This window comes from Mesorhizobium sp. WSM4821, from assembly GCF_055901555.1.
In genome coordinates this window covers 5,540,020-5,564,982 of sequence record NZ_CM148371.1, presented here as the reverse complement: position 1 = coordinate 5,564,982, position 24,963 = coordinate 5,540,020, and the positions used below count along the sequence as shown (strand labels likewise).

Here is a 24,963-nt window from a genome sequence, read left to right as displayed (position 1 = left end):
GCAACGGGTATTATAACAGAGTCACATGGCCTGCAGCATCCGGTCCATGAGCCGTTCCGCCGCCTCCGGGATGACCGTGCCCGGCGGGAAGATTTCCGCGGCACCCGCCTGCAGCACCGCCTGGTAATCCTGAGGTGGGATGACGCCGCCGGCGACGATCAGCATGTCGCCGCGTCCTAACTTCTTCAGCGCGTCCTTGAGTTCGGGAATGAGCGTCAAATGTCCGGCCGCGAGCGACGAAGCGCCGACGAAATGCACGTCATGCTCGACCGCGAGTTTCGCGATCTCTTCCGGCGTCTGGAACATCGCCCCGACGGTGACGTCGAAGCCGAGATCGGCAAAGGCGGTGGCGATGACCTTCTGGCCGCGGTCATGGCCATCCTGTCCCATCTTGGCGACCAGAATGCGCGGCTTGCCGCCGGACTTCTCCTCGAACGCCACGATCTTGTCCTGCAGCCGGTCGACCACCGGATTGTCGCCAAGCGCCTTGCGATAGACGCCGGAGATCGTCTGCACCGAGGCGACATGGCGGCCGAAGACCTTTTCCAGCGCCAGCGAAATCTCACCGACCGTGGCATTGGCACGCGCGGCGCGGATGGCAAATTCCAGCAGGTTCTCGCCGCTCTCCGCGGCGCGGCTCAGCGCATCGAGCGCGCTTTCGACCGCGGCGACATCGCGCGTGCCTTTCAGCCTTTGCAGCTTCGACAATTGCCGGGCCCTGACTTCGGCATTGTCGATCTTCAGCACATCGACTTCGATGTCCGTGCCCGGCCGATGAGCGTTGACGCCGACCAGGATCTGCTCGCCGGAATCGATGCGCGCCTGGGTACGCGCGGCGGCTTCCTCTATGCGCAGCTTGGGTATGCCTTTTTCGATCGCCGCGGCCATGCCGCCGAGGCTCTCGACCTCCTCGATATGGGCAAGCGCGCGCGCCGCCAGATCATGCGTCAGACGTTCGACATAGGTCGAGCCACCCCAAGGATCGATGATGCGCGCGGTGCCGGATTCCTTCTGCAGGATGAGCTGCGTATTGCGGGCGATGCGGGCCGAATGATCGGTCGGCAGTGCCATCGCCTCGTCGAAGGAGTTGGTGTGCAGCGATTGCGTATGACCCTGCGTCGCCGCCATAGCCTCGATCATGGTGCGGATGATGTTGTTGTAAGGGTCCTGCGCCGTCAGCGACCAGCCCGATGTCTGGCAATGGGTGCGCAACGACAGCGAGCGCTCGTCCTTCGGCGAAAAATTCTTTCGCATCAGGCTGGTCCACAACAGGCGCGCCGCCCTCAGCTTGGCCACTTCCATGAAGAAGTTCATGCCGATCGCCCAGAAGAACGAAAGGCGCGGCGCGAAACGGTCGACATCGAGACCTGCCGCGACGCCGGCGCGGGCATATTCGATGCCGTCGGCGATCGTGTAGGCAAGCTCGAGGTCTGCGGTCGCTCCTGCCTCCTGCATGTGATAGCCGGAAATCGAAATCGAATTGAACTTCGGCATATGCTGAGAGGTGTAGGAAAAGATGTCCGACACGATCCGCATCGAAGGCTTTGGCGGATAGATGTAGGTGTTGCGCACCATGAACTCTTTCAGGATGTCGTTCTGAATGGTGCCGGTGAGATCCTTCTGCGCAACGCCCTGTTCTTCCGCCGCCACGATGTAGAGCGCCATGATCGGCAGCACGGCACCGTTCATGGTCATCGACACCGTCATCTCGCCGAGCGGGATGCCTTCGAACAGCTGGCGCATGTCGAGGATGGAATCGATGGCGACGCCGGCCATGCCGACATCGCCGGCAACACGCGGATGGTCGCTGTCGTAGCCGCGATGCGTGGCGAGGTCGAAAGCGACCGACAGCCCCTTCTGGCCGGCCGCAAGGTTGCGCCGGTAGAAGGCGTTCGATTCTTCCGCCGTCGAGAAGCCGGCATATTGCCGGATCGTCCAGGGCTGCTGGACATACATGGTCGGGTAGGGACCGCGCACGAACGGCGGCAGGCCCGGATAGGTGTCGAGATGCGGCAATCCCTTGAGGTCGCCCTGATTGTATAGGTGCTTGACGGCGATGCCTTCCGGCGTCATCCGCTGGCCCTTGACCTCGACTGGCGCCCGGCGCGGCGGCGACCAACCGATCTGGCTGAAATCCGGGATCATGGTGCTGCTCCGACCGATTGATCGATGCGGGTTGGAAACAGCGGCTCGCACACCGCCACGCTCTCGGTGATGGCGGGCCGCCGCTCAGCCACCAGCGTTTCGACCGGACGTTCGGTCTTCGACGGGTAAAGTGTTGTGCCGATGATGGCCCGATCGCCGGCCCGATAGGCGGCATCGCGGCGCGCGGAGGCCGCCTGGACCCGTTTCTGGATGTGTCCTTGCTGCAGGCTGGACAGCACGCCGCCTTCCGTCTCGATCCGCTGGAATTCTTCCCAGGCCGCTTCGCAAAGGTCCCCAGTCAGCGCTTCGACTGCGCCCGAACCGCAAGCAGGGTCGGCGACATGATCGATATGGCTTTCATTGGCCATGATCAGTTGCGTATTGCGGGCGACACGGCGGGCAAAGCCCGCCGGCAGACCATGCGCGATCGTATGCGGCAGGATGGAGATCGAATCCGCCCCGCCGGCTGCCGCGGCAAAACCGGCGATCGCGGTGCGCAGGATGTTTGTCTCAGGATCCGCCGCAGTCATCATGCGGAAGGACGTCTCGGCATGGATGTTGGCGGTGGAGGCGGCGATCGAGCAGGCCTCCTGCACACGCGCCCACAACCTGCGCAAAGCCCTGATCTTGGCCATCGACACGAACTGGTCCTGGTCGACGCTCAGTGCAAAGCCGATATGGGGCGCCGCATAGACAAGCGGCTGTCGCGCCTCCTCGAACATCCGGAGATAGGAGACCGCCGAAGCCATCATGGTGCCCAGCTCCTGCGCTTCGGTGGCGCCGGCATTGTGGAAGACGCGTCCGTCCGCCTCCAGCAGAACCCCGGGCACGCCCATCGAGAAAAAATGCGCCAGCGATTGCGGCATCGACGCCTGCAGGGCCTCGATCGACATGCGCAACCGGCCGGTACCGGCAAAGATCGCCGCCGGATCGATGCCGAAGGAAAGGTTGAGCTTTGCCGGGTCGGACCGGCGCTTGGTCAGGAACGCCACCAGCCAGTCGGCCACGGCGCGGCTCCAGGGATGCGCATCGATGCGGACCTGGATGCGGTTGAGCGGCACGGCGTCCAGCACGGTCTCGAGCGCCTCCGCAGTCCTCGGCAGGCCGTAGCCGAACGCATTCGGCGCGCCTTCGAAGACAAGCGACAATCCGGTGGCGCCATGTGCGACGTCGTCCAGGGCCTGGGCTTCGGCGCGGCCGATATCCGGATCGTCGATACGCTGGCTGACGATCCACGGCGATCTGGGATTTGCCCGCGCGAGAGGCTCTGCGGTGACCGAACGATCATAGAGCGGTTCGATGCGGATTGCGTCATCCGTATGGGATACGAGCTTTTCCTCGAAGGGTCCGCCGGCCAAGGCTTTTTCCACCAGGGCCAGCCACCGCTGCCGGTCAGGGTTTGGAACTTCAGCATCCTGGATCAAGGCACCGGCGCCCATCCGCTTTTCCTCGTCTACCGCGCCGCGCGTCCTTTGGACGCTCAAAGGACGCTGTAGCACTTTTGATCTTGCGCATGATCCCCGGCGAAAATCGATTCCGATTTTCTGGGGTCATGCGCTTGTCGGCCACGTAGGCCTGCAACGTTAGTCTATGGTTCCCCGTCCTATATCACAATGCAACAGGCGTCCTGCGACGATGAACCGCCAACCGATTGCCAAACACGAGCAAAATCCGCAAGCTCCAAAAACCCATTTTCGGCCATAGCTATTGTCGCTGCGCAATGACCTCATTATACCTGCGGCGAGCCCCGTTACTTTCAATACGTCAGGGCTTTCAACACTTCAGGTTGCGGAGAACCCGACACATGGCTGACGACACCAGTATCTTCATAGGAGCCAGCCGCAAGTCCGATGACAGCTACCAGCGCGCCGAAAATCTGCTGCTTCAGTACGGTAATCGCCATGGCCTGGTCACCGGCGCGACCGGCACCGGCAAGACCGTGAGCTTGCAGGTTCTGGCGGAAGGTTTCTCCAATGCCGGCGTGCCGGTCTTCTGCGCCGACATCAAGGGCGACCTGTCGGGTATCGCCCTGATGGGCACGGCCCAGGATTTCCTGGTCAAGCGGGCCGAGCAGGTCAAGCTCGATCCTTACGAGTTCCAGGAATTTCCGGTCATCTTCTGGGATCTTTTCGGCGAGCAGGGCCATCCGATCCGCGCCACCGTCTCGGAGATGGGACCTCTGCTGCTGTCGCGCCTGATGAACCTCTCCGAGGCGCAGGAAGGCATCATGAACATCGCCTTCCGCATCGCCGACGAGGAAGGCTTGTTGCTACTGGACCTGAAGGACCTGCAAGCACTTCTCGCCAATATCGCCGAGCGCGCCGAAGAGATCGGCGCTCGCTACGGCAATGTCACAAAGCCTTCGGTCGGCGCGATCCAACGCACGCTGCTGGTCCTGGAGCAGCAGGGAGCGACGAATTTCTTCGGAGAGCCGGCGTTGCGGATCGCCGACATCATGCGCACCACCCGCGACGGACGCGGCGCGATCAGCGTGCTGGCCGCCGACAAGCTGATGATGAATCCCCGGCTCTATGCGACATTCCTCTTGTGGCTGATGTCGGAACTGTTCGAGGAACTCCCCGAAGTCGGCGACCCGGACAAGCCAAAGCTGGTCTTCTTCTTCGACGAGGCGCACCTTCTGTTCGACGACGCGCCGAAGGTACTGATCGACCGGGTCGAGCAGGTGGTCCGGCTGATCCGTTCGAAGGGCGTCGGCGTCTACTTCGTCACCCAGAATCCGCTGGATATCCCTGAAACGGTCCTGGCCCAGCTCGGCAACCGGGTGCAGCACGCCCTGCGCGCCTACACGCCGCGGGAACAGAAGGCGGTGAAGACGGCCGCCGAGACGTTCAGGCCCAATCCCGACTTCGATTGTGCGACCGTGATCACGCAGCTCGGCACCGGCGAGGCGCTGGTCTCGACGCTGGAAGCCAAAGGTGTTCCGTCCATGGTCCAGCGGACGCTGATTCGCCCGCCGTCTTCGCGTCTTGGCCCAATCACGGCTGACGAGCGTCGCAAGCTGATCGCTGAGAGCCCGGTCGCGGGGCAGTACGACCAGACCGTCGATCGTGAATCGGCCTTCGAGATGCTCCAGAAGAAAGCCAAGGACGCTCAGGAAGCAGAGGCGCAGCAGCAGGAGAGCGGCCGCTCACGCTGGACCATTCCAGGCTTTGGCAATGACGATCCCGTCCCCCAGACCACCGGCGGCAGGCGGGCGCCGGCGCCAAGACCGTCCAATCGCCAGACGGTGGCGGAGGCGGCGATCAAATCGGTGGTTCGTTCGGTCGGCTCGTCCGTGGGACGGGCGATCGTGCGCGGCATTCTCGGCAGTCTGGCCAGGGGGCGGTAAGGGCATCAGGCCCAAAAGTGGGTAACGATGCTCGGGCACAAAATATAGGGTGCCCAAATGGTGCCGGACGCGGCCGCTTGAAGCTGCAAGCTCGAAGCTGACGTCGCCGCCGCCGCATCCGACGTCCAGCGCCAACATTCCGTTCAGCGGTTCGAAGCGGTCGAGAAGTGCTCGGGTTGCCGGCGCCAGCACGCGCGAAATGAGGGCGAGCCGCGACCGCCCTGCCTCGCCACCCTGGTTGATGTATGTCCGGAGTTCCTCAGCCTTGGCCATGCACCGTTACAGGCGTAACCAAATTCCGTCTCGCCGAAATCATTCCGTAGCGAGATTCCGAGACAACGACGTTCTCGACATGAGAGTAGCGGAGCGCGAAGGGACTCTCCTTTTTGTTCAGGCAAGGCCGAACAGCCCGAAGACATCCGCGTGGCACGCTCCCCCAAACTCGAAATTGGAGACTAAAAAATGGCTCACTCGGAAACGCGAGCCGGACGCAGCGCATCCAAACGCCGCTTGTTCGGGTTTAGGCTGAAAAGCGTAGCAATACTGATCGTTGCCTTCAGGAAGTGGCGAGGAAACGTCGCAAGACGCAGGGCACTAGCAGATCTGACGCCCGATCAGCTGGAGGACATCGGTCATCCGCAAGCGCAGGACGTCGTCAAGGCAGCTCTGATCGCGAACTTGATGTCGATGAGGTAAGTTCGGTGCACCAACTGCGCAAAGTGTCAGCTGCCGGCCAGTAATCGATCCAAACGACCGCGGCGCGCCAACTTAGGCTGCTTCCCGTGCGGTCGGACTCAAAAATGGGCACCGATTTTGAGGGTACTCCACAAAGACCAGCCGGAGCAGCAAAATCCGCCGCTCCAGCGCTTCGGCCAGCTCAGAAGATCGAGTCCGAGAACGTTCTTGCCGCGCCGAGCAGGATCGATCCTTCCGGCACGCCGTCATCGATCGGAATGGCCTTCCGGTTTACCGGGGCATCCATCGGTTGACCGACGCCGGCGGTAACGATCACGGGCGTCTTGCCGGGCACACGGTCATAGAGATCGATAATGTCCTGATTTATCAAGCGAACACAGCCGGATGATACCGATCTACCTATGGAGTTCCACTCCGGCGAGCCGTGCAGTCGGTAAAGCGTGTCCTGGTTGCCCTGGAAGAGATACAAGGCCCGCGCGCCGAGCGGATTGGTAAGTCCGCCGGGCTGGCCGCCATTGTCGGCGCTGTATTTTGCCAGCTCGGGCTGGCGGGCGATCATTTCGTCCGGCGGGGTCCATTTTGGCCACTTCTGCTTCCACTGGACGACGGCGTCGCCAGACCATTCGAAGCCGGCGCGACCCAGCCCGACGCCGTAACGGATGGCTTGTCCGCCGGGACGCACGAAATAGAGGTGGTGGCCGGCCGTGTCGACGACGATGGTGCCGGGCTTCTCGCCGGTCGGATCGGGAACGATCTGCCGCAGAAATTGCGGATCAATTTTCTCGAAGGGTATGCCCGGGAGGTCGAACCCACCGTCGCTGACCGGAGCGTACATCGTTTCATAGTCCAGGAGCGGCGGCTCGACATTGGCTGGAGGCGGAGGCTCGACCGGCCGCCGTCCCGTCGTGGTGCAGGCGGAAACCGCAATCGAGGCGGCGCCGAGCGCGGAAGCATTGAGAAAGCCGCGACGGGTCAGGCGACGGGATCCGATTTCGGTTGTGAACATGGTTGCCTTTTTAAGTCTCAAGTCGAAACAAAACATGAATACGCTGGACCGGTACGGCGCCAGCCCTATCAATGCCCGGCGCGATAGGCGGTTCCGATTCTGGCCTGAGGGTGGACAAACAAAGGCAAAGCTGTGACGGCGCCGTCGCTGTTGCGCCGGGGCAACAGGCCTACAGCGCCGCGCATCAAGGACGCTGTGGCAATTTTACTTTGCGCATGATCCTTTCCAAAATCGGTTGAGATTTTTGGGGTCCCGCGTCAACCTCCGGCCAGCAGGCCTTCGAGCGAGGGCAGGATCAGGGCCGGCGGAAAGTCCCGGTATTCCTCGGGTTGGTTGGAGCGGTTGATCCAGACCGTCCGGAAGCCGAATTTGGTGGCGCCGGCGACGTCCCAGCGGTTGGACGATTGAAACGACACCGCGTCTGGATAGAGACGCCAGCCTGTCGTGACCATGTCGTAGACCGACGGATCGGTTTTGAAGCGCTTGACGGCATCGACGGAATAGATGTCGTCCAGAACCTGGTCGAGCGCCGCGGATTTGACCGCCGCTTCCAGCATTTCAGGCGAGCCGTTGGAGAGGATCGCCAGTTTCGCGCCCGATGCCTTGAGCGCCTTGAGTACGGCCGGTACCTCCGGATAGCAGTCCAGCCGCCAATAGGCGTCGAGCAGCTTGGCCCTCAGCCCCTGGTCCGCGGAGGGAACCTTGCGCAGGGCGAAATCGAGCGCCTGTTCGGTGAGTTGCCAGAAATCGGCATAGGCGCCCATTAGCGTCCTCACCCAGGAATATTCCAATTGCTTGGCGCGCCAGATCTCCGACAGGAGCTGGCCGTCCGGTCCGATCTGGTCGGAATGACGGCGTACGGCGGCATGCACGTCGAACAGCGTGCCGTAGGCGTCGAAAACGTAAGCCGCGTGATGCATTGTGACAGTTTTGCGGCGCGGCAAGGCAAGGCGCAAGCACGGATTGCAATTCACATGCCGCTGGCCTCAACAAATCTCGGCCATGGCGGTTTCGGCGGACGCCAAAGCATCTTCCAATGGCGATACGGGACAGTTCTAAAAACGCGGAACCAAGCGATGACACTGGCGACTGCGGCGCAATCCGTGCAAGCACGGATTGCAATTCACATGCCGCTGGCCTCAACAAATCTCGGCCATGCCGGTTGACGGCGCACGCCAAAGCATCTTCCAATGGCGATACGGGACAGTTCTAAAAACGCGGAACCAAGCGATGACACTGGCGACTGCGGCGCAATCCGCGACATGGACCTTCGTGGATGGCGATTGGTATGAAGGCAACGTCGCCATTCTGGGCCCGCGCAGCCATGCCATGTGGCTCGGCACCAGCGTGTTCGACGGCGCCCGCTGGTTCGAGGGCGTCGCCCCCGACCTCGACCGCCACGCCGCAAGGGTGAACGCTTCGGCGATCGCGCTTGGTCTCAAGCCGTCCATGAGCACCGAAAAGATCGTCGGGCTGACCTGGGATGGTTTGAAAAAGTTCGACGGCAAGACGGCGGTCTATATAAGGCCGATGTACTGGGCCGAGCATGGCGGCTACATGAGCGTGCCGGCCGATCCGGCCTCGACCCGTTTCTGCCTTTGCCTCTACGAATCGCCGATGATCTCACCCACCGGCTTTTCGGTCACTGTCTCGCCGTTCCGGCGCCCGACCATCGAAACCATGCCGACCAATGCCAAGGCCGGCTGCCTCTACCCCAACAATGGCCGTGCCATCCTCGAAGCCAAGATGCGCGGCTTCGACAACGCTCTGGTGCTGGACATGCTGGGCAATGTCGCCGAGACCGGGACCTCGAACATTTTCCTGGTCAAGGACGGTCATATCCTGACGCCGGCGCCGAACGGCACGTTCCTGTCCGGCATCACCCGCTTGCGGACGATGACGCTGCTTGACGAGTACGGGTTCAAGACCACCGAAAGGGCGCTGTCGGTGCGCGAATTCCTCGAAGCGGACGAGATATTCTCGACGGGAAACCATTCGAAAGTCGTGCCGGTCACCCGCATCGAGGACCGCAACCTCCAGCCCGGGCCTGTAGCCAAGAAGGCGCGCGAACTTTATTGGGATTGGGCGCATTCGACTTCGGCCGGCTGACTAGCCTGTTGTCTTGACGCAGCTTCTTGTCGGAAACCGTGTGACACTTTTCCGGAACCTGCTTAGAAGGGAACCGGCGCTTCATTCCGGAGTTGTTCCACATCAATCCAGACCTATGTTAGTCCGATATCGACACCGGATTTTTTTCCACGAGGAGTACGACCGATGGCTTTTGAACTGCCCGCATTGCCCTATGACTACGAGGCCCTGCAGCCTTACATGTCGAAGGAGACGCTGGAGTACCATCACGACAAGCACCACAAGGCCTATGTCGACAACGGCAATAAGCTGGCTGCCGAAGCCGGCCTGGGCGATTTGTCGGTCGAAGACGTTGTAAAACAGTCCTTCGGCAAGAATGCCGGGCTCTTCAACAATGCCGCCCAGCACTACAACCACATACATTTTTGGAAGTGGATGAAGAAGGGCGGTGGCGGCAACAAATTGCCGGGCGCGCTGCAAAAGGCATTCGACAGCGACCTTGGCGGCTACGACAAGTTCAAGGCGGATTTCATCGCCGCCGGAACAACCCAGTTCGGTTCGGGCTGGGCCTGGGTTTCGGTCAAGGACGGCAAGCTGGCGATCTCCAAGACGCCGAACGGCGAGAACCCGCTGGTGCATGGCGCGACGCCGATCCTGGGCGTCGATGTCTGGGAGCACTCCTATTACATCGACTACCGCAACGCCCGGCCGAAATATCTCGAAGCCTTCGTCGACAGTCTCATCAATTGGGACTACGTCCTTGAGGCATATGAAAAGGCCAGCGCATGACACCTCGTTTTGCGCGCCGGGAAACGGCGCGCGGCGCTGTAATCGCCTGTTAAAGAAAAGCCCCGGCAAAAACCGGGGCTTTTCTTTTTGGCTGGAGATCGGCCGCCCTTTTCCAGCACAAGAACGACTGTCGCAAAAATTCACACAAGCGTGAGGCGAATTTCCGGAATTTTTAAGCCACCTTTGCCGTTATCGATCTGTCCCGGAATGCCTTCACCCGAAACGCCTTCATTATGGAGCCAATTGAATGAGAAAGCTTATCCTCGCCATCTCGATGCTCGCCTTCGCCGGCTCAGTGGCGTTTGCCGATCCGATCCAGGAACGGCAGGCGCTGATGAAGGAACGTGGAAAGATCGCCGGCGAATTGTCCAAAGTGGTCAAGGGCGAGGTCCCTTACGACGCCGCGGCCGTGCTGACGGCGTTGCAGAAGCTGCAGGCCAACGCCGAGAAATTCCATGCCGATGTCGACACTCTTTTCCCGGCGGGCAGCGACACCGGCGACACCACGGCTGCTCCCAGGATCTGGGAAGATATGGCCGGCTTCAAGACGGTTGAAGACAAGTATCTCGCCAACGTCAAGGCTGCGGCGGCAGCCGCCCCTGCTGACGCCGATGCCTTGAAGGCGCAGTTCAACACGATAGGCGGCGATTGCGGCACCTGCCACCAGACATACAGGATAAAGAAGGGCTGATAGCGGGCGATGCGCCTGCTGAGAAGAATCGTCGGCGCCGCCCTCGTTCTGGGGGCCGCCGGCGCGGTTGCCGGCTGGTTCCTGTCGGCGCCGATCAGGCTCGACGCTGAGACCCTGGCCAGGCTTGGCCCCGGCGATGCGGCCAGGGGCAAGCGCATCTTTTATGCCGGCGGCTGCACGTCCTGTCATGCGAAACCGGGCTCGCAAGGCGACGCCCGCCTTCAACTGGCCGGCGGTCTCGAACTCAAGACACCGTACGGCAGCTTCGTGCCGCCGAACATTTCGCAGGATGTCAAGGACGGTATCGGCGCCTGGTCGGTCGAAGACCTCGCCAACGCCATGCTGAAGGGTGTGTCGCCGAGCGGCGAGCACTTCTATCCGGCGTTCCCCTATGCATCCTACGCGCGCATGAAGCCGGCCGACATTGCCGATCTCCATGCCTTCCTGAAAACGCTTCCGGCGGTCGCCGGCAAGGCGCCGCCCAATTCGCTGGGCTTCCCGTTCAACATCCGTCGCGGTATCGGGCTGTGGAAACGTCTCTATCTGGATGACCAGCCGGTGGTCTCCCTCGCCGATGGCACGCCGGATCCGGTGGTGGCCGGCCGCTACCTGGTGGAAGGGCCGGGCCATTGCGGCGAATGCCACACGCCGCGCGCGTTCACCGGCGGCACCAGGAAGAGCGCGTGGCTGGCCGGAGCCATTGCCGCCGAGGGCAGCGGCATCGTGCCGAACATCACCTCGGGCGAAGGCGGGCTCGGTGACTGGTCGGAAGCCGACATCGCCTATTTCCTCGAAACCGGATTCACGCCGGATTTCGATTCCGTAGGTGGCGCCATGGTCGATGTGCAGAGAAACATGGCCGAGCTGACGCCAGAGGACCGGGCGGCGATATCAGCCTATCTGAAGGCCATACCGCCGCATCCCAACGGCTATCCGGCGGGCAAACAGCCTTCGAACTGAACGCCTGGTTGCTGCCGTGGTGCAGAACATTTGGCGCCGGCAGGGCAGAGGAGGCGCGAAGGATCGCTACCCTTTCTGTCTATCGTTACAGAGCGTTTCTATTCAGACACTTCGCGCTCGCTGCGCCTCTGGTGCTATTGCTCATCGCCGGTACCGTAGCGCGTCGTCGACGTCGAAGCTATGCAGTTCGCAGATCGGCCTTGCCCGCCACCTTCAGCGCAAAGGCGTAGGTGAAGGCGATTTCCTCGAGCCTGGAAAACCGGCCGGACGCGCCGGCATGGCCTGAGTCCATGTTGATTTTGAACAGCACCGGATTGTCGCCTCTCTTGCGCTCGCGCAGCCGCGCCACCCATTTGGCCGGCTCCCAATAAGTGACGCGCGGGTCGGTAAGACCGGCAAGCGCCAGGACCGGCGGATAGTCGAGCGCGGCGACATTGTCATAGGGCGAGTAGGCGGCGATCGTCTGGTAATCTTCCTCCGAAGCGATCGGATTGCCCCATTCAGGCCATTCCGGCGGCGTCAGCGGCAAGGTCGCGTCGAGCATGGTGGTGAGCACGTCGACGAACGGGACCTCGGCGACGATGCCGCCGAAGCATTCCGGCGCCATGTTGGCGATCGCGCCCATCAGCATGCCACCGGCCGAGCCGCCCTGTGCGACGATGCGGTCATGGGCCGTGTAGCGCTCGGCGACGAGGTGGTGTGCGACTGCGATGAAATCGGTGAACGTGTTCATCTTGTGCGCCCGCTTGCCGTCGTCGTACCAGCCATAGCCCTTGTCCTTGCCACCGCGGACATGGGCAATGGCGTAGACAAAGCCGCGATCGACCAGTGAAAGGCAGTTGGTGTTGAACGCGGCCGGCACCGTGATGCCGTAGGATCCATATCCGTAGAGCAGGCAGGGCGCCGATCCGTCGAGCGGCGTTTCCCGGTGATGGATAAGCGAGACCGGCACCAGTTCGCCGTCGGCGGCAGGCGCCATCAGGCGCCGCGTCACATAGTGGTCCGGGTCGTGACCGGACGGGACTTCCTGCGTCTTCAGCAGCATGCGCTCGCGGGTGCGCATGTTGTAGTCGAAGACCTGCGCCGGCGTCGTCATCGACGAGTAGGAGAAGCGCATGATCTCGGTGTCGTATTCATACGATCCCGACAGCCCGAGCGAGAAGGCTTCCTCGTCGAAAGAGATGAGGTGTTCCTCGCCGCTCTTGCGGTCGCGCACAACGATGCGCGGCAGGCCTTCCTTGCGCTCGAGCCTGACCATATGGTCCTTGAAGCCGATCACCGAGAGGATCAGCCGGCCCGCTTCGTGCGGCACCAGTTCCCGCCAGTTGGCGCGTGCCGGATCGCTCGCCGGTGCCGTCATGATCTTGAAATCCTTGGCGCCGTCGGCATTGGTGAGAATGAAGAAGATGTCGCCGCCCTCTTCGAGGTCGTATTGCAGGCCGGTCTCGCGCGACGAAACCAGCTTCGGTTCGGCGAACGGTTCGCTGGCGCTCATCAGTCGGTACTCCGAGGTCTCGTGATCGTTGATGCCGATCATGATCCACTCGTTGGAGCGCGTGCCGCCGACGTTCATGAAGAAGCCGGGATCGATTTCCTCATAGATCAGCCGGTCATTCTGCGGGTCGTCGCCAAGGGCATGGAACAGCACCTTGGAGGGGCGATGGTTGGAATCGAGGCGGGTGTAGAAGAACCCGTCATTGCCGGCATCCCATACGCCGCCGCCACCGGTATCAGGTATCCGGTCCGCCAGATCGCTATCGTTGGCGAGATCACGCACACGAAGCGTGAAGAATTCGGAGCCCTTGTCGTCGAACGCCCACAGCAGCTTGCCGTGATCGGCCGAATGGTCGACGCCGCCGAGGCGGAAATAGGCCTTGCCCTCGGCCTCGAGGTCGCCGTCGAGCAGGATCTGCTCGTCGCCGCCTTCGCGCGGCGTGCGGAAGTAACGTGGCTGCTCGCCGCCAAGCTTGAAAGATGACCCATAGGCGTATGGCCCATCCTTCATCGGCACGGAAGAATCGTCTTCCTTGATGCGGCCCCTCATCTCCGTGAAAAGCTGCTTCCGCAACTGGGTGGTGTCGGCCATCAGCGCCGCCTGATAGGCGTTCTCGGCCTCGAGATGGGCGCGGATCCGGCTGTCGAGCAGGGACGGGTCCCTGAACACCTCTTGCCAATTGTCGGCTCTCAGCCAGGCATAGTCGTCCGTCCGGGTTACTCCATGATGTATGTCGAAAACCGGTCGTTTCTCTGGCTGCGGTGGGCTGACAGTAGGAAATACTGGTGTTCTGGTCATTGCGCCTCGCTGTGGAAGTTATTTGAACGGCGAATGAACACGCCGATCAGCGCGGGTTCAAGAGCCGGAACGTATGTTTCGCCGGGCTCCAGAAGATGAGCCGGAGGAGAGAGAAAGATGAAATTCCGTTTTCACGCTGCCGCGGCTCTCGCCGTCGCTTCGACAGTTCTGGTCCTTACCGGCCAGTCTCATGCAACCGCGTTCGCAGCTTGGCAAGTGACCAACGTGCCCTTTGGCGACACGCTCAACGTGCGCAAGTATCCGGCGGGGTCATCACAGAAGCAGGCCGCCTATCCCAACGGTGCCGTTTTGCAAATGACCGGGAAATGCACCGGCGGCACAAACCTGCTCGACATCGCCACTCAGCCGGCCTGGAAGCAGGAACGGACGATCCGCTATCGCTGGTGCGAAGTCTGGCATGATCCGGCACGGAACGGCGATTTTGTCACCGGCTGGGTTTATGGAAACTACATCACCCCATATTGATGGATCGGTGGCCGTCAGCAGCGCTGATTTCTGGCTTGCTCGCAGACAGCAGAAACAAATCGCAACCTATGGTTTCGTGGATTATGAAAGCAACCAGATAGCCTGCGCCACAATCAAGCAAAGCCAAGCATTGACATCCTTTTTACTGACCATCATGGATGTAACGGAAGCGTGACGCAGCGTCAGCCCTCGCCGGTCTGACCAGAAAATATCGAAAAGTTACAGAGTGCACGAAAGATTGAAGCTGACCGCGGAATATTCGACTAACGATGATGAATATAGCACAAGAAGCGAATTGACTTACTTGGTTCACTGCCTCATTAGGATACCGCGACGCGAATCGCAGAGGCTCTTCCTGCGAAAAATTTCGCGCGATGCCCGATCTGTCAAAAAATAGGGCTCAGATAGAAACAATTCTCGTTGGGGCCATAAAGCCATGGATATTGTCGAAACACCTTCCAGAAATAGTGATGCGCTGATCGAATTGACGGCCGACGTCGTAGCCGCCTATGTCAGCAACAATCCGGTGCCGGTCGGCGAGCTGCCGAGCCTCATCGCCGATGTCCATGCTGCCCTCGGGCGCGTGGGCGGGGCCAGTGAACAACCTCCTGCCGACAAGCAGAAGCCGGCAGTAAACCCGAAACGCTCCGTCCATGACGACTACATCGTCTGTCTTGAGGACGGCAAGAAGTTCAAGTCGCTGAAGCGTCATTTGATGACCCATTACGGTCTGACGCCCGACGAATACCGTGAAAAATGGAATCTGGACGCGAGCTATCCGATGGTCGCTCCGAACTATGCTGCTGCCCGCTCGCAGCTTGCCAAGAAGATGGGACTCGGCCGCAAGCGCAAGGGGCGCTGAAGCAGGTTCATTTTCCAACCTGTGTCGAATAATCAACGGCGCCTCCGGGCGCCGTTTTTACTTTGAGGTGAGGTATTGCTGGATCAATCGACAGGCGTCAGCCATGTGCAGAGCTTGCCGCCGTGCGCGGACAATCGCACGCTGCTCGTCTGATCAGGCGGTCTGCCTCAGGGCCGCCTCGGCATCGCGCTTGATGCGCTTGACCATCGAACGAAGACCATTGGCGCGTTGCGGCGACAGGTGTTCGTCGAGGCCGAGTGCCTTCAGCGTGGCTTCCGCGTCGATTGTCTGGATCTCGCTGGCGGGTCGTCTCGAAAACAGCGCCAGCATGATGGCGACGAGCCCGCGCACGATATGGGCGTCCGAATCACCGGCGAAGGTGACGACCGGGTCGGCGCCCGGCCCATAGTCAGTTGTCAGCCAGACCTGGCTGACGCAGCCGGGCACCTTGTTGGTGGGGGTGCGTTCCTCATCGGGAAACGGCGGCAGGGCCTCGCCCAATTCGATTACATAGCGATAGCGGTCTTCCCACTCGTCGAGCAGGGAGAAGTCGTCGCGGATCGTTTGGATCGTCGTGGTCATCTCCCCGGATATAGTCATCCGGCGCCGCCGCGTCACGGAAAAAGAGGAAAAACACCATAGGCGTCGACAGCGCGGGCGACCTGCGGTGCAGCGACAGATACAGCCGAAAATAGCTCAGTTTTTCGCCGGTAACTCGACTTTCACCGGCAAGTCGACTTTCGCGGGCAAGACGACAGCCTCGGGCACGCTGCCGGTCGTTGTCGCCGTGTCGGGTTCGGCGGTCTTATCGTCCAGCATGGCGGCCGCGATCTTGGCGGTCTCCCTGGCCCGGACGGTGATCGTGTGCATTGCGGACTTGCCGGTCTCGCAGACGTCGGGCTTGCGCTCGCATATGCCGGCAATGTCGCCGACCGCTTCGCGTGCCGCAAACAAGGCCTGGATCGGCCCGACGCTTTGGTAGCCTTCCTCGTCGGAGCCGACATTCAGCGGCAGCGCCAGAAGCACCAGCGAAAACCAGAAAGCCATCCTTATCAGAAAGCCCATCTGCATGCCCTCTCATCCGTGACCGGATCATGCATTCGTGCGGCATGACCTCTTTTATGGATACGATAGTGGCATGGCCGCGCAAAGGACGGCTTGCCCGGTCAGCGAAAATTTTCCTCAATTTTTACGCAAATTCGAAACGGAACATTTTGCAATGGATTTGCCTTAAATCCAGCGGATTTTCTTCAGGTAAGGTTAACCATCCATCTAGCTGTTTTCTATAGTTATTTCCCAAAAACGCGGCGAGTCGATGGCGAATGTGGCAGGCAAAGGGGCGGTCCGACCGGATAACCCTCCATTTACTATGGCTTCAATTGCCCAGCTTTTGCCGCGCCGGCCTTCCAATATTTTGCTTCGGGCCGGGCATCGGCCGGCCCCGCCTTATTCATTCCTTAAACGCTGGATGCGAGTTTCAGACCAACAAGAAGCGACCTGCGAAGCAGGGCTGTTCACGACCGGGTGCGAGTGCGTTGAGTTGAGTTCGATAAGGGCCAGATACGTTGAATTACCCGGCGCGATGGCAGCCGGTTGCGAACGTATGGTTCATCCGTCGGTCCTCGAACAGAACGACCGCCGGCGCCAGCGCCGGTTTATCGGTGTCATGCTGGCCGCTCCGTTCTTCGCCGCGGGTGCGGCAGTCACGCTGGTCACCTCGGGCCTGGGCGCGGCGGTGACCATGGCTGCGATCTTTGCGACTTTCGGCCTTTGCTGGTTTACCGCTTTGCTGGTGGCCGCATCGGGCAAGATGGCGTTCGCCGGCCAGGTCGCCCTGGCGATGGGCAGTCTTGCTCTTGCCGGTGTCATTGCCGCGGCGGGAGGTCTTGCCTCGCCGGTGGCCATGCTTGTCGTGGCGCTGCCGTTCGAAGCCTGGTGGATCGGTGCGTCACGTCGCGCTGCACTATGGGGTTCGGTATCCGCATGTGTCGCTATCGTGCTGCAGGCTTTTGCCGGGTCTGTCTTCCCGTTCGGTGCGGCGGAAATCGCCGCGTGGCATTGGCTGCTGCCGCTGGCCTGGGCGTTCACCCTCGTTCCGCGTGTCGCGGCATTTGGCAACCCGGCCGGCGCGCAGATTGATCCGGCGACCGACGATCGGCTCGAGACCCTCATCGACGCCGTTGTCCTGCGGGTCGGCAGGCATGGCGAGGTTCTGGATGCGTCGGCAAAGGCGCGCACGATCCTGAAGCTGCAGCCGGAACTGCTGTTCGGCACCGGCCTGTTCGATCGTATCCATCTGTCCGATCGCGTCGCATATCTCAGCGCGTTGGCCGACATGCGCGATGGCGCGCCAGCGCGCCGGCTCGATCTTCGCGTTCGGCTGCCGCAAAACGGCAACGGCCCGACAGCGGACAATTACCGGCCGTTTTCCCTTGAACTGACGCGGGCCGAACAGCAGGAGGACGTCTTCACCTTCGTCCTGCGCGAAAACGACCAAGTCGCCGGATTGCGCGACGAGCTTGCCGCTGCGAAAGAGGCGGCCGCGTCTGCCGAAGTTGCGAAGGGCCGGTTTCTGGCGGTCGTCAGCCACGAGCTTCGTACGCCGCTGAACGCCATCATCGGTTTTTCCGACATGCTGCTGCATGAAATGTTCGGTACCTTCAAGGATCCGCGCCAGAAGGAATATGTCGGCCTGGTCAAGGAGTCCGGCCAGCATCTGCTTGCCGTCGTCACTTCGATACTCGACGTGTCGAGGATCGAAGCCGGCGCCTACGCAACCGAGCCGGAACCGTTCCGCTTCGTGGAAGCGGTAGAAATGTGCCAGTCGATGATGCGCTTGCAGGCTGAGGCAAAGAACATCGATCTGCAGGCTCAGATCGCACCGGATGCAGGCGAGATAAACGCCGATCGTCGTGCCGTGCAGCAGATCCTCATCAACCTCGTCTCCAATGCGATCAAGTTCACGCCCGATGGCGGCGATGTCGTCATCGGCGCCAAGCGGATCGGTTCGCGACTGCATTTCTGGGTCAGGGACACCGGCATCGGCATAGCCGAGGAAGATTTTGCCAATCTCGGCAAGCCGTTCACGCAGATCCAGAACGACTACACCCGTCGCTTCGAGGGAACCGGGCTCGGCCTATCGCTGGTGAAGGGCCTGGTGGGGCTGCATGAGGGCACCATGTCGATCGAAAGCATGCCGGGCGAGGGCACCACGGTAACGATCAGCTTGCCGGTGGACGGGCCGAGGGGGCGTTCGGCGGACAAGCCTGGCGTGCTGCCGATGCCTGCGGCCAGAACGGAAGGGGAGACGAAAGGGGACAGGGATGGCTCGCTCCGCAAAACGGCCTAAGGCGGTGAAGCGCCGCGGCAATGCCTTCCAGGGCGGCGCGGTCGCGGTCGGCAGCCTGATTTCTCGCAACCCGGTTTTGGTCGGCGGTTCGACCGCCTTTCTGGTGACGCTGTTCTACGTCTCGGCGAACGCTCTCTGGTACCAGCCCTTTCCCCATGCCGGCGCGTTTTTCGTGACCAGGAGCATGGAGGGCTTTCCTCGAACGGCCGCCGTCGAGCCCGAAACCACCATCAACATCGTGCGGCCCGGCCCGGAGCCGATCAAGAGCGATCCGGTCGTCGAGCAAGTCCAGAACATATTGGAGGACCTCGATTTCTATACCGGCACGGTCGATGGCATTCCCGGTCCGGCCACGCGCAAGGCCATACAAGCCTATCAGCAGAAGGTCGGGCTCAATGCTTCCGGCGAGATCGACAGCGCTCTGCTCGATCAACTGGGCGCTACGCCAACCGCCTCGACGGTCGTGCCGCGTCCGGCACCCCGGCCGGGCGACACGAGCGCCGTTCCCGTTTCGGTGCCGGCTGCATCAGCTCCTGCACCAGACGCCCGCATCATCAAGATCCAGGCCGGGTTGAAGGCATTCGGCAATGACGACATGCAACTTGATGGCGTGGTCGGAGCACGCACCAAGGCGGCGATCAAGGAGTTCCAGTCGCTGTTCGGGTTGCCGGAGACCGGCGAGCCCGACGAGGTCGTCTACGCCAAGATGCGCGAGATCGGCCTGACCAATTGATGCAATGATTGAGGCCGCCTCGCCAACCGGCCGGGCAAAAACCGATTTCGGTTTGCGGGCCTTTGGTCTAAGTACCGTCCGATGTCGCCCAGAATCCTGCCATGCGCATAACCACCGATCTTTGGGTGTCGGCCCTGTTGCGCCGGGTTTTCGGCGCCGGCGGCTTTGCCGCCGTGGTCAAGCGCGGCGCGACCGAGGCCGGCGCCGTCTTCGTGCTGGCGCGTGGCCGGCTGGGCGAGGTTGCCTTGTTCGGGCCAGCGCCGCAGACGAGCTACGATTCGGCCAAGCCCGATGACCGTTTCTTCAGTCTGCTTGGCGCCGGCGACGATGCCGCCGTCTTTGACGCACGACTGGAAAAGGAGAAGAAATTCGATCCCGACATTTGGGTGGTCGAGATCGAGGCCGGCTCTGTTCCCGTCGAGGACCTTCTTTCGGTCAAGTCGCCCTAACGATACGCAAGAAAACAAAGGCTTAGGGCGTTGACTTGAATCTCTTCAGAAGCGTCGCGCTTTAATGCTGGCGGCTGCATTGTCGCTGTCCGCCTTGCGGATGTCAGCGTTCGCCGCAGCGGGCCAGGTGGTATGAATGGCCTTCGACAGTGTCTCGGCTTTCCAGCCGCGTAACCTGTCCAGGGCAGCGTCGCGATGCAGCAGTCGGTACTGGTCGAGGAAGATGCGGATAGCCTGCGGATGCGGAAACTCCGCGGGATAGACGGCGACGGTGATCAGGAAGGCCCTGTCTTCGCCGAGATCGAGCGCGCGCAGGGCGGCCAGCAGCGACGTGTAGTTCTGATTTGCGGTGAGCGACCGCGCCGTTGAAAAATCGATTTCGAGCGCATCGGCGAGTGCTGTCTGAAAGAATGCGGCGTTGCCGGTCAGCGCCGTCTCGCGCAGCTTGACATAGGTTTCGGCACCGGCGAGCGAATTGATGGTCGCGCCGCCGCCCACCCGGTCGGCATGCATCATCGACCGCAGCCGGCGCCGTGCATTTTCGCCGGCGGCGCCGGGCATCTGCTGTCTGTCGGGACCGGGCACAATGACTTCGGCGGTTTCGGGCGCCGTCTCGGCGACCGCCTCCGGCTGCCGCACGCTCACCAGTGTCGGCTTTTCAAGCGCCCTGATCAGGTGGGAAATGGTCGGGTTCAGATCCTTGCGGCGCGCGATGGCGCGCGCGTGCGGCAGGCCGTGACGTCCGATCAGCGCGATGAGGTCGATATCGCTGAGCGCGCGCGAGCGGATGAGCAGCGGGGCGGCGATGTCGACCGGCTCCTCGCAAAGCCGCCGCACCAGTGCGGCGGGCGCATATTCGCATTCGGAAAGGGCGGCGGCGACGTAGCGGCGCGATTCGACCGACACATTGTCGAAGAGCGGAAGTGTCAGATCCTCAAGTTGCGCTATCTCGCGGCGCGAAGGGCGGGTGAGCGAACAGAACGCAGACACCGCGGCGCGGAACAGCCTTTCGGCCTTCCCCGGTTCAGCCCGTATAGCGATTTGCCGGAAATCCGAAGATGACACGAAGGATACGCCTGACGCTCGACACAATCTGAACCACGCGCGACCGGGACTATGTCGGTTTCGCATTTGCCTCGGGTCAGGACGCCCTGACCTCAGACAAAGATCAAATTAGCGGCGATCCGTTAGCGTTCCGTTAACCTACTGCCTCCTTAATCAGATTGGAGGCGTTGCGTTGTGCTCCGGGGCAACCGAGAGGAATGCGCGAACCATGGGCATGGTACTGTCTTTCGTGCCGCGAGCGGCGGCAAACAATCGAGCAGAACGAAACACCGGCACGCCGGCGGCGGTGATCATTTTCCCCGGCGTCCGCTACGAACAACGGCAGCTGACGGGCGAGACGCGGCCAGGCGCCGGTCCGGACAAGCCAGGCTCGTCCGGAACGATGCCGGGCTCGTCGGGGACGATGCCGGGCTCGTCCGGAACGATGCCTGTTCCGCATCATTAGAGCGCCGCGCGTCCGCTTGGACACGCAAAGGACGCTCTGACTTTGAATTCGGTATAGGTCGGCCGCCGCATAGTCCGGCCGACGTCAGTAGTCCTGCAACTCGCAGGAGCCTTGCTGGAGAAACCGTGACACGACCGGCTTCCAGCTGTCGTCGGGCACGAAGGAGCGGATGACGAGCATACCTTCGTCGATGGGCGCCTCGACGAAGATCGCCCCTTGCAATTCCTCGGGAAGACCCTTGCGGATCTCGATCATCTGCGCCGGCGTCAGTACGATAGTGTCCAGAACCCTTCCCGTCGCACTGTGGTCGTTGAAGGAGTAGATGTTGTGGCCGCTGCGGTCATAGACCGATACGGACCAGAACGGGACATCTCCCGGTGCCTTGACCCGCACCATCCCCTCGGACAAATCGAATCGGCAGGCCGCCGCATAAAACAGCGGATCGACGGACTTCACCACCGGCGCCCCGCCGGCCTCCGCGTCCAGCCTGGTCATCCTATAGAGGTCCGAGGTCATGGCCAGCCGCGACCAGGCATCGCGTTCGGAAAATTCCGGGACGAGCAGCAACACGATGACGTGCACGATACCGGCGCCAAGCAAGCCAAGCAGGATCGCGTGCAGCAGTTTACGCATTGCAGCCGACCTTCACGATCTGCGGCAGCGTGACGTCCGAAAGACCTGTGCTGCTGGCGATCGGCGTATCGTAGAATGTCAGCACGAAATACATCCGGCCGACGCCGTCGGAAAGCAGCCAGTTGCCGGGCGCGGGACGGTTGCCGACGGAAATCATCACCGAATTGTCCGGCTGGCGCAGCACCTGGTAGGATTGAAGTGCCGCAGGCCTTGGCTTGCCGGTCTCGATGACCCCAAGCGACCGATCGGCGGCATAGAGGGTCCAGAACCGCGCCGTGGGGAATCCGCCTTCGATTTCATAGGCGCATTGGCGATTCAATAGTTCGCCGCCGGAATCGCGTTCGGCGACAAAGGACAGGCCTTCCGCCTGCCCGAGTGCGAGGACCCCCTCGCGCGCCACGCGGGCTTTCGAATAAGGGTCCGCCGCCTGCGTGCCGATATCGGGGAACGCCGTCCATTGGCCGATCTTTATCGCACCGATGCCATCCTGCGTCTTGAGAGCGGACCAGACGCTGCCGCCGCCGCCGCCGATGGCTATGGCAAGCGCGAGGAGCGTCAGGAATGCGTTCTTGAGCATGAGGAGCCGCGGGAAAGAGGAATGCCGCTCGGGGATATCGCGGGGCAGGGGGCGATGGCAAGCCGCCGGGCCGCGGATTTGCCGCGCCAATCAAAGCGCCGACAGGGTCTCCGGCGACGCAGGTGTCTGGAGGACGGGCGCCGACTGGAACAGCTTCGTGATGTCCCTCAGCGCCCGCGTGGTTTGGCTGGACAGCACCGGCGGGCGCTCGGCGGCGTTCGCTGCTGCCTGATCGGCATTCTTCTTTTCCGCTTCCTCAGCCTTGGCCGCGACCTCTTCGTCGACGAACGGATGATCGAGACCGGGGATCGGCTTGAGGTCGATATTCTGGTGCGCATAGACCATCAGCCGCTGCCACACCATCGCCGGAAGCGAGCCGCCGGTCATGTTATTGGTCGGGCTGAAGTCGTCGTTGCCGAGCCACACGGCAGCCGTGTAGTTGCCGGTGAAGCCGACATACCAGGCGTCGCGGTAAGACTGCGTGGTGCCGGTCTTGCCGGCCGAAACGATGTTGGGAAGCGCGGCGCGGCGCGCCGTGCCCATCACCGGCACCGCCGCCAGCACGGTGTTCATGGATTTCAGCGCCTGTTCCGACAGCACACGGTGCGGCGGCGGCGCATCCTTGGCGAAATCGTAAACCACCTCGCCGTTACGGGTGACGAGTTGGGTGATGCCATGCCGGGAGCCGACAAAGCCGTTCTGGGCGAACACGCTATAGCCTGTCGCCTGGTCCATCACGGTCATGCCCGATGTGCCGAGCACCATCGTCTTGTGCGATTCGAGCGGCGATTCCACGCCCATGGCCTCCGCCATCGCCTTGATCGGCTTGATGCCGAGATAATTCTTGGCCAGCCGTACCGGCACGGTGTTGATCGATTTGGCCACCGCCGTGAGCAGCGTGACGTTGCCGGCCGATCCGCCATTGTAATTGTGAGGCGACCAGTTGCCCCAGGAGATCGGCGCGCCGGAAACGACGGAGTCCGGTGTGAAGCCATGCTCCATCGCCGTTGCATAGACGTAGGGTTTGAACGATGAACCGCTCTGGCGCAGCGCCTTGGTGGCGCGGTTGAACTGGCTGGCGCCGTAGTCGCGGCCGCCGACAATCGCCCTGACCGCGCCATTGGTTTCGATGACCACCATGGCACCCTCGGTGACGTTGTATTCCTTGCCGAACTGACGGAGATGGAACTCCATCGATTCTTCCGCCGCCTTCTGGATGTTGGCGTCGAAAGTGGTGTGAGCGACCAGCGAATGCTGGCCGGACTTCGCGGCGATCTTCTTGACCTCGTCGAATGCCCAGTCGAGGTAGTAATCCGGGCTCTTCTGCTCGCCGCGATCGACGATTTCGGCCGGATGCAGCCGCGCCTGCAGCACCTGGCCCTCGCTCATGAAACCGGCGTCGACGAGATTGGACAGCACCACATTGGCTCGCGCCCTGGCAGCGGGCAGGTTGATGTGCGGCGCGTATTTGGTCGGCGCCTTGAACAGGCCGGCCAGCATCGCCGCTTCGGCGAGGTTCAGATCCTTGACGCTTTTGCCGAAATAGAAATCGGCGGCCGCCTCGATGCCGAAGGTGCCTCCGCCCATATAGACGCGGTCGAGATAGAGCTGCAGGATCTCCTTCTTCGACAGGTTGGCCTCGAGCCACAGCGACAGGAAGGCTTCCTTGATCTTGCGCTCCAACGTCCGTTCATTGGTCAGGAACAGGTTCTTGGCCAGTTGCTGGGTGATGCTCGAGCCGCCCTGCACCACGGAATTCGCCCGCACATTCTCGAAGATCGCCCTGGAAAGGCCGAGCGCATCGATGCCGTGGTGATCGAAGAAACGGCGATCCTCCGTGGCCAGCACAGCCTTGATGACCTGGTCGGGCATCTCGTCGACCGGCACCGAGTCACGCTGAATGATGCCGCGCTGGCCGATCTCGTTGCCGTAGCGGTCGAGGAAGGTAACGGCGAAGTCGCCTTGGGCTCGCCAGTCGCCGGCGGTCTCCTGGAAGGCTGGCAAGGCGAGCGCCAGCATGACGACGATACCGCCGGCGCCGAGCGTGAAGCCCTCGCTCAAAAGTTCGATAATGCCGCGGCGCCAGCCGGAGACGCGGAAGCGCCGGAAAAAAATCGTGGCCGCTTCCCAGAACCGGCGCGCCTTGAAGCCGATGTCGTAGAGCGAGGAATCGAACCACGCATCCGCCGCCAGCAGTCTTGCGGCAATCGGACCTCTTCTCTTTCGTGGTTCCAAAGGACTGCCCATTCCAGGAATCTGCGGCGGCGCCGTCAGCTGATAAACTGCATGCGGGCAATTTCAGGCTGCGCCCCCAGCCAAGATTATTCGTCCATTTTTCCGTCGCTCA

23 protein-coding genes are annotated in these 24,963 nt (G+C 61.9%); 12 read left to right on the top strand and 11 right to left on the bottom strand.

The annotated features are described in order from the left end of the window. Window positions 1-21: 21 nt before the first annotated feature. Window positions 22-2,145 carry a methylmalonyl-CoA mutase gene (scpA, locus tag AC0NID_RS27165; protein WP_473457254.1) on the bottom strand — a complete coding sequence of 708 codons (2,124 nt, stop codon included), beginning with the start codon at window positions 2,143-2,145 and terminating at the stop codon, window positions 22-24. Continuing rightward, complete coding sequence (locus AC0NID_RS27160; protein WP_473457255.1) at window positions 2,142-3,584, bottom strand: methylmalonyl-CoA mutase subunit beta; 1,443 nt, start codon at window positions 3,582-3,584, stop codon at window positions 2,142-2,144. Before AC0NID_RS27160 ends, scpA begins: the two co-directional genes overlap by 4 nt. Window positions 3,585-3,949: 365 nt before the next feature. Between AC0NID_RS27160 and AC0NID_RS27155 the strand changes: the two genes are divergently transcribed. After that, entirely contained in the window at window positions 3,950-5,494 is a 1,545-nt protein-coding gene (locus tag AC0NID_RS27155) for a helicase HerA-like C-terminal domain-containing protein (RefSeq protein ID WP_473457256.1), read from the top strand. A gap of 877 nt (window positions 5,495-6,371) precedes the next feature. Here AC0NID_RS27155 and AC0NID_RS27150 read toward each other — a convergent pair. Both AC0NID_RS27150 and AC0NID_RS27145 read right to left on the bottom strand, forming a co-directional pair. Further along, window positions 6,372-7,196 (bottom strand): L,D-transpeptidase, encoded by an 825-nt coding sequence (locus AC0NID_RS27150; RefSeq protein ID WP_473457257.1) that lies wholly within the window; start codon window positions 7,194-7,196, stop codon window positions 6,372-6,374. A 257-nt stretch (window positions 7,197-7,453) separates the two neighbouring features. Next, complete coding sequence (locus tag AC0NID_RS27145) at window positions 7,454-8,116, bottom strand: haloacid dehalogenase type II (RefSeq protein ID WP_473457259.1); 663 nt, start codon at window positions 8,114-8,116, stop codon at window positions 7,454-7,456. A gap of 310 nt (window positions 8,117-8,426) precedes the next feature. Here AC0NID_RS27145 and AC0NID_RS27140 point away from each other — a divergent pair, with 310 nt between their 5' ends. The 4 genes from AC0NID_RS27140 (at window position 8,427) to AC0NID_RS27125 (ending at window position 11,724) form a co-directional block, all read left to right on the top strand. Further along, a complete protein-coding gene (locus AC0NID_RS27140) occupies window positions 8,427-9,305 on the top strand; it encodes a branched-chain amino acid aminotransferase (RefSeq protein ID WP_473457260.1) in 879 nt (292 codons plus the stop codon). Window positions 9,306-9,470: 165 nt separating this feature from the next. Then, window positions 9,471-10,073: a superoxide dismutase gene (locus AC0NID_RS27135; RefSeq protein WP_473457261.1), complete on the top strand. Its 603-nt coding sequence runs from the start codon at window positions 9,471-9,473 to the stop codon at window positions 10,071-10,073. 247 nt (window positions 10,074-10,320) lie between these two features. Further along, window positions 10,321-10,764: a c-type cytochrome gene (locus tag AC0NID_RS27130; protein ID WP_473457262.1), complete on the top strand. Its 444-nt coding sequence runs from the start codon at window positions 10,321-10,323 to the stop codon at window positions 10,762-10,764. 9 nt (window positions 10,765-10,773) lie between these two features. Continuing rightward, window positions 10,774-11,724 carry a cytochrome c gene (locus AC0NID_RS27125; protein ID WP_473457264.1) on the top strand — a complete coding sequence of 317 codons (951 nt, stop codon included), beginning with the start codon at window positions 10,774-10,776 and terminating at the stop codon, window positions 11,722-11,724. A 178-nt stretch (window positions 11,725-11,902) separates the two neighbouring features. On the opposite strand, the gene AC0NID_RS27120 is transcribed toward AC0NID_RS27125, so the two are convergent. After that, window positions 11,903-14,017 carry a S9 family peptidase gene (locus tag AC0NID_RS27120; protein ID WP_473457265.1) on the bottom strand — a complete coding sequence of 705 codons (2,115 nt, stop codon included), beginning with the start codon at window positions 14,015-14,017 and terminating at the stop codon, window positions 11,903-11,905. Window positions 14,018-14,134: 117 nt separating this feature from the next. Here AC0NID_RS27120 and AC0NID_RS27115 point away from each other — a divergent pair, with 117 nt between their 5' ends. From AC0NID_RS27115 to AC0NID_RS27105, 3 genes are all read left to right on the top strand, one after another. Beyond that, a complete protein-coding gene (locus AC0NID_RS27115) occupies window positions 14,135-14,503 on the top strand; it encodes an SH3 domain-containing protein (RefSeq protein ID WP_473457266.1) in 369 nt (122 codons plus the stop codon). 7 nt (window positions 14,504-14,510) lie between these two features. Then, entirely contained in the window at window positions 14,511-14,678 is a 168-nt protein-coding gene (locus AC0NID_RS27110; protein WP_473457267.1) for a hypothetical protein, read from the top strand. 261 nt (window positions 14,679-14,939) lie between these two features. Further along, complete coding sequence (locus AC0NID_RS27105) at window positions 14,940-15,365, top strand: Ros/MucR family transcriptional regulator (protein ID WP_126040360.1); 426 nt, start codon at window positions 14,940-14,942, stop codon at window positions 15,363-15,365. Window positions 15,366-15,518: 153 nt separating this feature from the next. Here the strand turns inward: AC0NID_RS27105 and AC0NID_RS27100 are convergent, their stop codons facing one another. After that, window positions 15,519-15,947, bottom strand: a complete 429-nt coding sequence (locus AC0NID_RS27100; RefSeq protein WP_473457337.1) for a SufE family protein — start codon at window positions 15,945-15,947, stop codon at window positions 15,519-15,521. 114 nt (window positions 15,948-16,061) lie between these two features. After that, window positions 16,062-16,430 carry a DUF5330 domain-containing protein gene (locus AC0NID_RS27095; protein WP_473457338.1) on the bottom strand — a complete coding sequence of 123 codons (369 nt, stop codon included), beginning with the start codon at window positions 16,428-16,430 and terminating at the stop codon, window positions 16,062-16,064. Window positions 16,431-16,968: 538 nt separating this feature from the next. Here AC0NID_RS27095 and AC0NID_RS27090 point away from each other — a divergent pair. The 3 genes from AC0NID_RS27090 (at window position 16,969) to AC0NID_RS27080 (ending at window position 19,896) form a co-directional block, all read left to right on the top strand. After that, entirely contained in the window at window positions 16,969-18,714 is a 1,746-nt protein-coding gene (locus AC0NID_RS27090) for a sensor histidine kinase (RefSeq protein ID WP_473457268.1), read from the top strand. After that, window positions 18,689-19,447 carry a peptidoglycan-binding domain-containing protein gene (locus tag AC0NID_RS27085; protein ID WP_473457269.1) on the top strand — a complete coding sequence of 253 codons (759 nt, stop codon included), beginning with the start codon at window positions 18,689-18,691 and terminating at the stop codon, window positions 19,445-19,447. The genes AC0NID_RS27090 and AC0NID_RS27085 overlap by 26 nt, the downstream gene beginning before the upstream one ends. Window positions 19,448-19,548: 101 nt before the next feature. Beyond that, the gene (locus tag AC0NID_RS27080; RefSeq protein WP_473457270.1) at window positions 19,549-19,896 is read left to right on the top strand and encodes a DUF1491 family protein; all 348 of its coding nucleotides are present in this window, start codon (window positions 19,549-19,551) and stop codon (window positions 19,894-19,896) included. A gap of 45 nt (window positions 19,897-19,941) precedes the next feature. On the opposite strand, the gene AC0NID_RS27075 is transcribed toward AC0NID_RS27080, so the two are convergent. After that, window positions 19,942-20,961, bottom strand: a complete 1,020-nt coding sequence (locus AC0NID_RS27075; protein ID WP_473457271.1) for a hypothetical protein — start codon at window positions 20,959-20,961, stop codon at window positions 19,942-19,944. 208 nt (window positions 20,962-21,169) lie between these two features. On the opposite strand from AC0NID_RS27075, the gene AC0NID_RS27070 reads away from it, so the two are divergent. Beyond that, on the top strand, window positions 21,170-21,406 hold the full coding sequence (locus AC0NID_RS27070) for a hypothetical protein (RefSeq protein WP_473457272.1): 237 nt from the start codon (window positions 21,170-21,172) through the stop codon (window positions 21,404-21,406). Between the two features lie 84 nt (window positions 21,407-21,490). Here the strand turns inward: AC0NID_RS27070 and AC0NID_RS27065 are convergent, their stop codons facing one another. The 3 genes from AC0NID_RS27065 to AC0NID_RS27055 form a co-directional block, all read right to left on the bottom strand. Next, complete coding sequence (locus tag AC0NID_RS27065; RefSeq protein WP_473457274.1) at window positions 21,491-22,039, bottom strand: DUF1254 domain-containing protein; 549 nt, start codon at window positions 22,037-22,039, stop codon at window positions 21,491-21,493. Continuing rightward, complete coding sequence (locus AC0NID_RS27060) at window positions 22,032-22,616, bottom strand: DUF1214 domain-containing protein (protein WP_473457275.1); 585 nt, start codon at window positions 22,614-22,616, stop codon at window positions 22,032-22,034. Before AC0NID_RS27060 ends, AC0NID_RS27065 begins: the two co-directional genes overlap by 8 nt. 90 nt (window positions 22,617-22,706) lie before the next feature. Beyond that, window positions 22,707-24,863, bottom strand: coding sequence for a transglycosylase domain-containing protein (locus AC0NID_RS27055; protein ID WP_473457276.1), 2,157 nt, complete (start codon window positions 24,861-24,863; stop codon window positions 22,707-22,709). Between the last annotated feature and the right edge of the window lie 100 nt (window positions 24,864-24,963).

Excerpts from the sequence above, each read along its gene's own strand:
- AC0NID_RS27090 (WP_473457268.1), top strand. The coding sequence starts at position 16,969 with ATGGTTCATCCGTCGGTCCTCGAACAGAACGACCGCCGGCGCCAGCGC.
- scpA (WP_473457254.1), bottom strand. The coding sequence starts at position 2,145 with ATGATCCCGGATTTCAGCCAGATCGGTTGGTCGCCGCCGCGCCGGGCG.
- AC0NID_RS27070 (WP_473457272.1), top strand. The coding sequence starts at position 21,170 with ATGGGCATGGTACTGTCTTTCGTGCCGCGAGCGGCGGCAAACAATCGA.
- AC0NID_RS27130 (WP_473457262.1), top strand. The coding sequence starts at position 10,321 with ATGAGAAAGCTTATCCTCGCCATCTCGATGCTCGCCTTCGCCGGCTCA.
- AC0NID_RS27060 (WP_473457275.1), bottom strand. The coding sequence starts at position 22,616 with ATGCTCAAGAACGCATTCCTGACGCTCCTCGCGCTTGCCATAGCCATC.
- AC0NID_RS27065 (WP_473457274.1), bottom strand. The coding sequence starts at position 22,039 with ATGCGTAAACTGCTGCACGCGATCCTGCTTGGCTTGCTTGGCGCCGGT.
- AC0NID_RS27150 (WP_473457257.1), bottom strand. The coding sequence starts at position 7,196 with ATGTTCACAACCGAAATCGGATCCCGTCGCCTGACCCGTCGCGGCTTT.
- AC0NID_RS27155 (WP_473457256.1), top strand. The coding sequence starts at position 3,950 with ATGGCTGACGACACCAGTATCTTCATAGGAGCCAGCCGCAAGTCCGAT.
- AC0NID_RS27160 (WP_473457255.1), bottom strand. The coding sequence starts at position 3,584 with ATGGGCGCCGGTGCCTTGATCCAGGATGCTGAAGTTCCAAACCCTGAC.
- AC0NID_RS27135 (WP_473457261.1), top strand. The coding sequence starts at position 9,471 with ATGGCTTTTGAACTGCCCGCATTGCCCTATGACTACGAGGCCCTGCAG.
- AC0NID_RS27115 (WP_473457266.1), top strand. The coding sequence starts at position 14,135 with ATGAAATTCCGTTTTCACGCTGCCGCGGCTCTCGCCGTCGCTTCGACA.
- AC0NID_RS27105 (WP_126040360.1), top strand. The coding sequence starts at position 14,940 with ATGGATATTGTCGAAACACCTTCCAGAAATAGTGATGCGCTGATCGAA.
- AC0NID_RS27145 (WP_473457259.1), bottom strand. The coding sequence starts at position 8,116 with ATGCATCACGCGGCTTACGTTTTCGACGCCTACGGCACGCTGTTCGAC.
- AC0NID_RS27140 (WP_473457260.1), top strand. The coding sequence starts at position 8,427 with ATGACACTGGCGACTGCGGCGCAATCCGCGACATGGACCTTCGTGGAT.
- AC0NID_RS27055 (WP_473457276.1), bottom strand. The coding sequence starts at position 24,863 with ATGGGCAGTCCTTTGGAACCACGAAAGAGAAGAGGTCCGATTGCCGCA.
- AC0NID_RS27120 (WP_473457265.1), bottom strand. The coding sequence starts at position 14,017 with ATGACCAGAACACCAGTATTTCCTACTGTCAGCCCACCGCAGCCAGAG.
- AC0NID_RS27085 (WP_473457269.1), top strand. The coding sequence starts at position 18,689 with ATGGCTCGCTCCGCAAAACGGCCTAAGGCGGTGAAGCGCCGCGGCAAT.
- AC0NID_RS27080 (WP_473457270.1), top strand. The coding sequence starts at position 19,549 with ATGCGCATAACCACCGATCTTTGGGTGTCGGCCCTGTTGCGCCGGGTT.
- AC0NID_RS27100 (WP_473457337.1), bottom strand. The coding sequence starts at position 15,947 with ATGACCACGACGATCCAAACGATCCGCGACGACTTCTCCCTGCTCGAC.
- AC0NID_RS27125 (WP_473457264.1), top strand. The coding sequence starts at position 10,774 with ATGCGCCTGCTGAGAAGAATCGTCGGCGCCGCCCTCGTTCTGGGGGCC.
- AC0NID_RS27095 (WP_473457338.1), bottom strand. The coding sequence starts at position 16,430 with ATGGGCTTTCTGATAAGGATGGCTTTCTGGTTTTCGCTGGTGCTTCTG.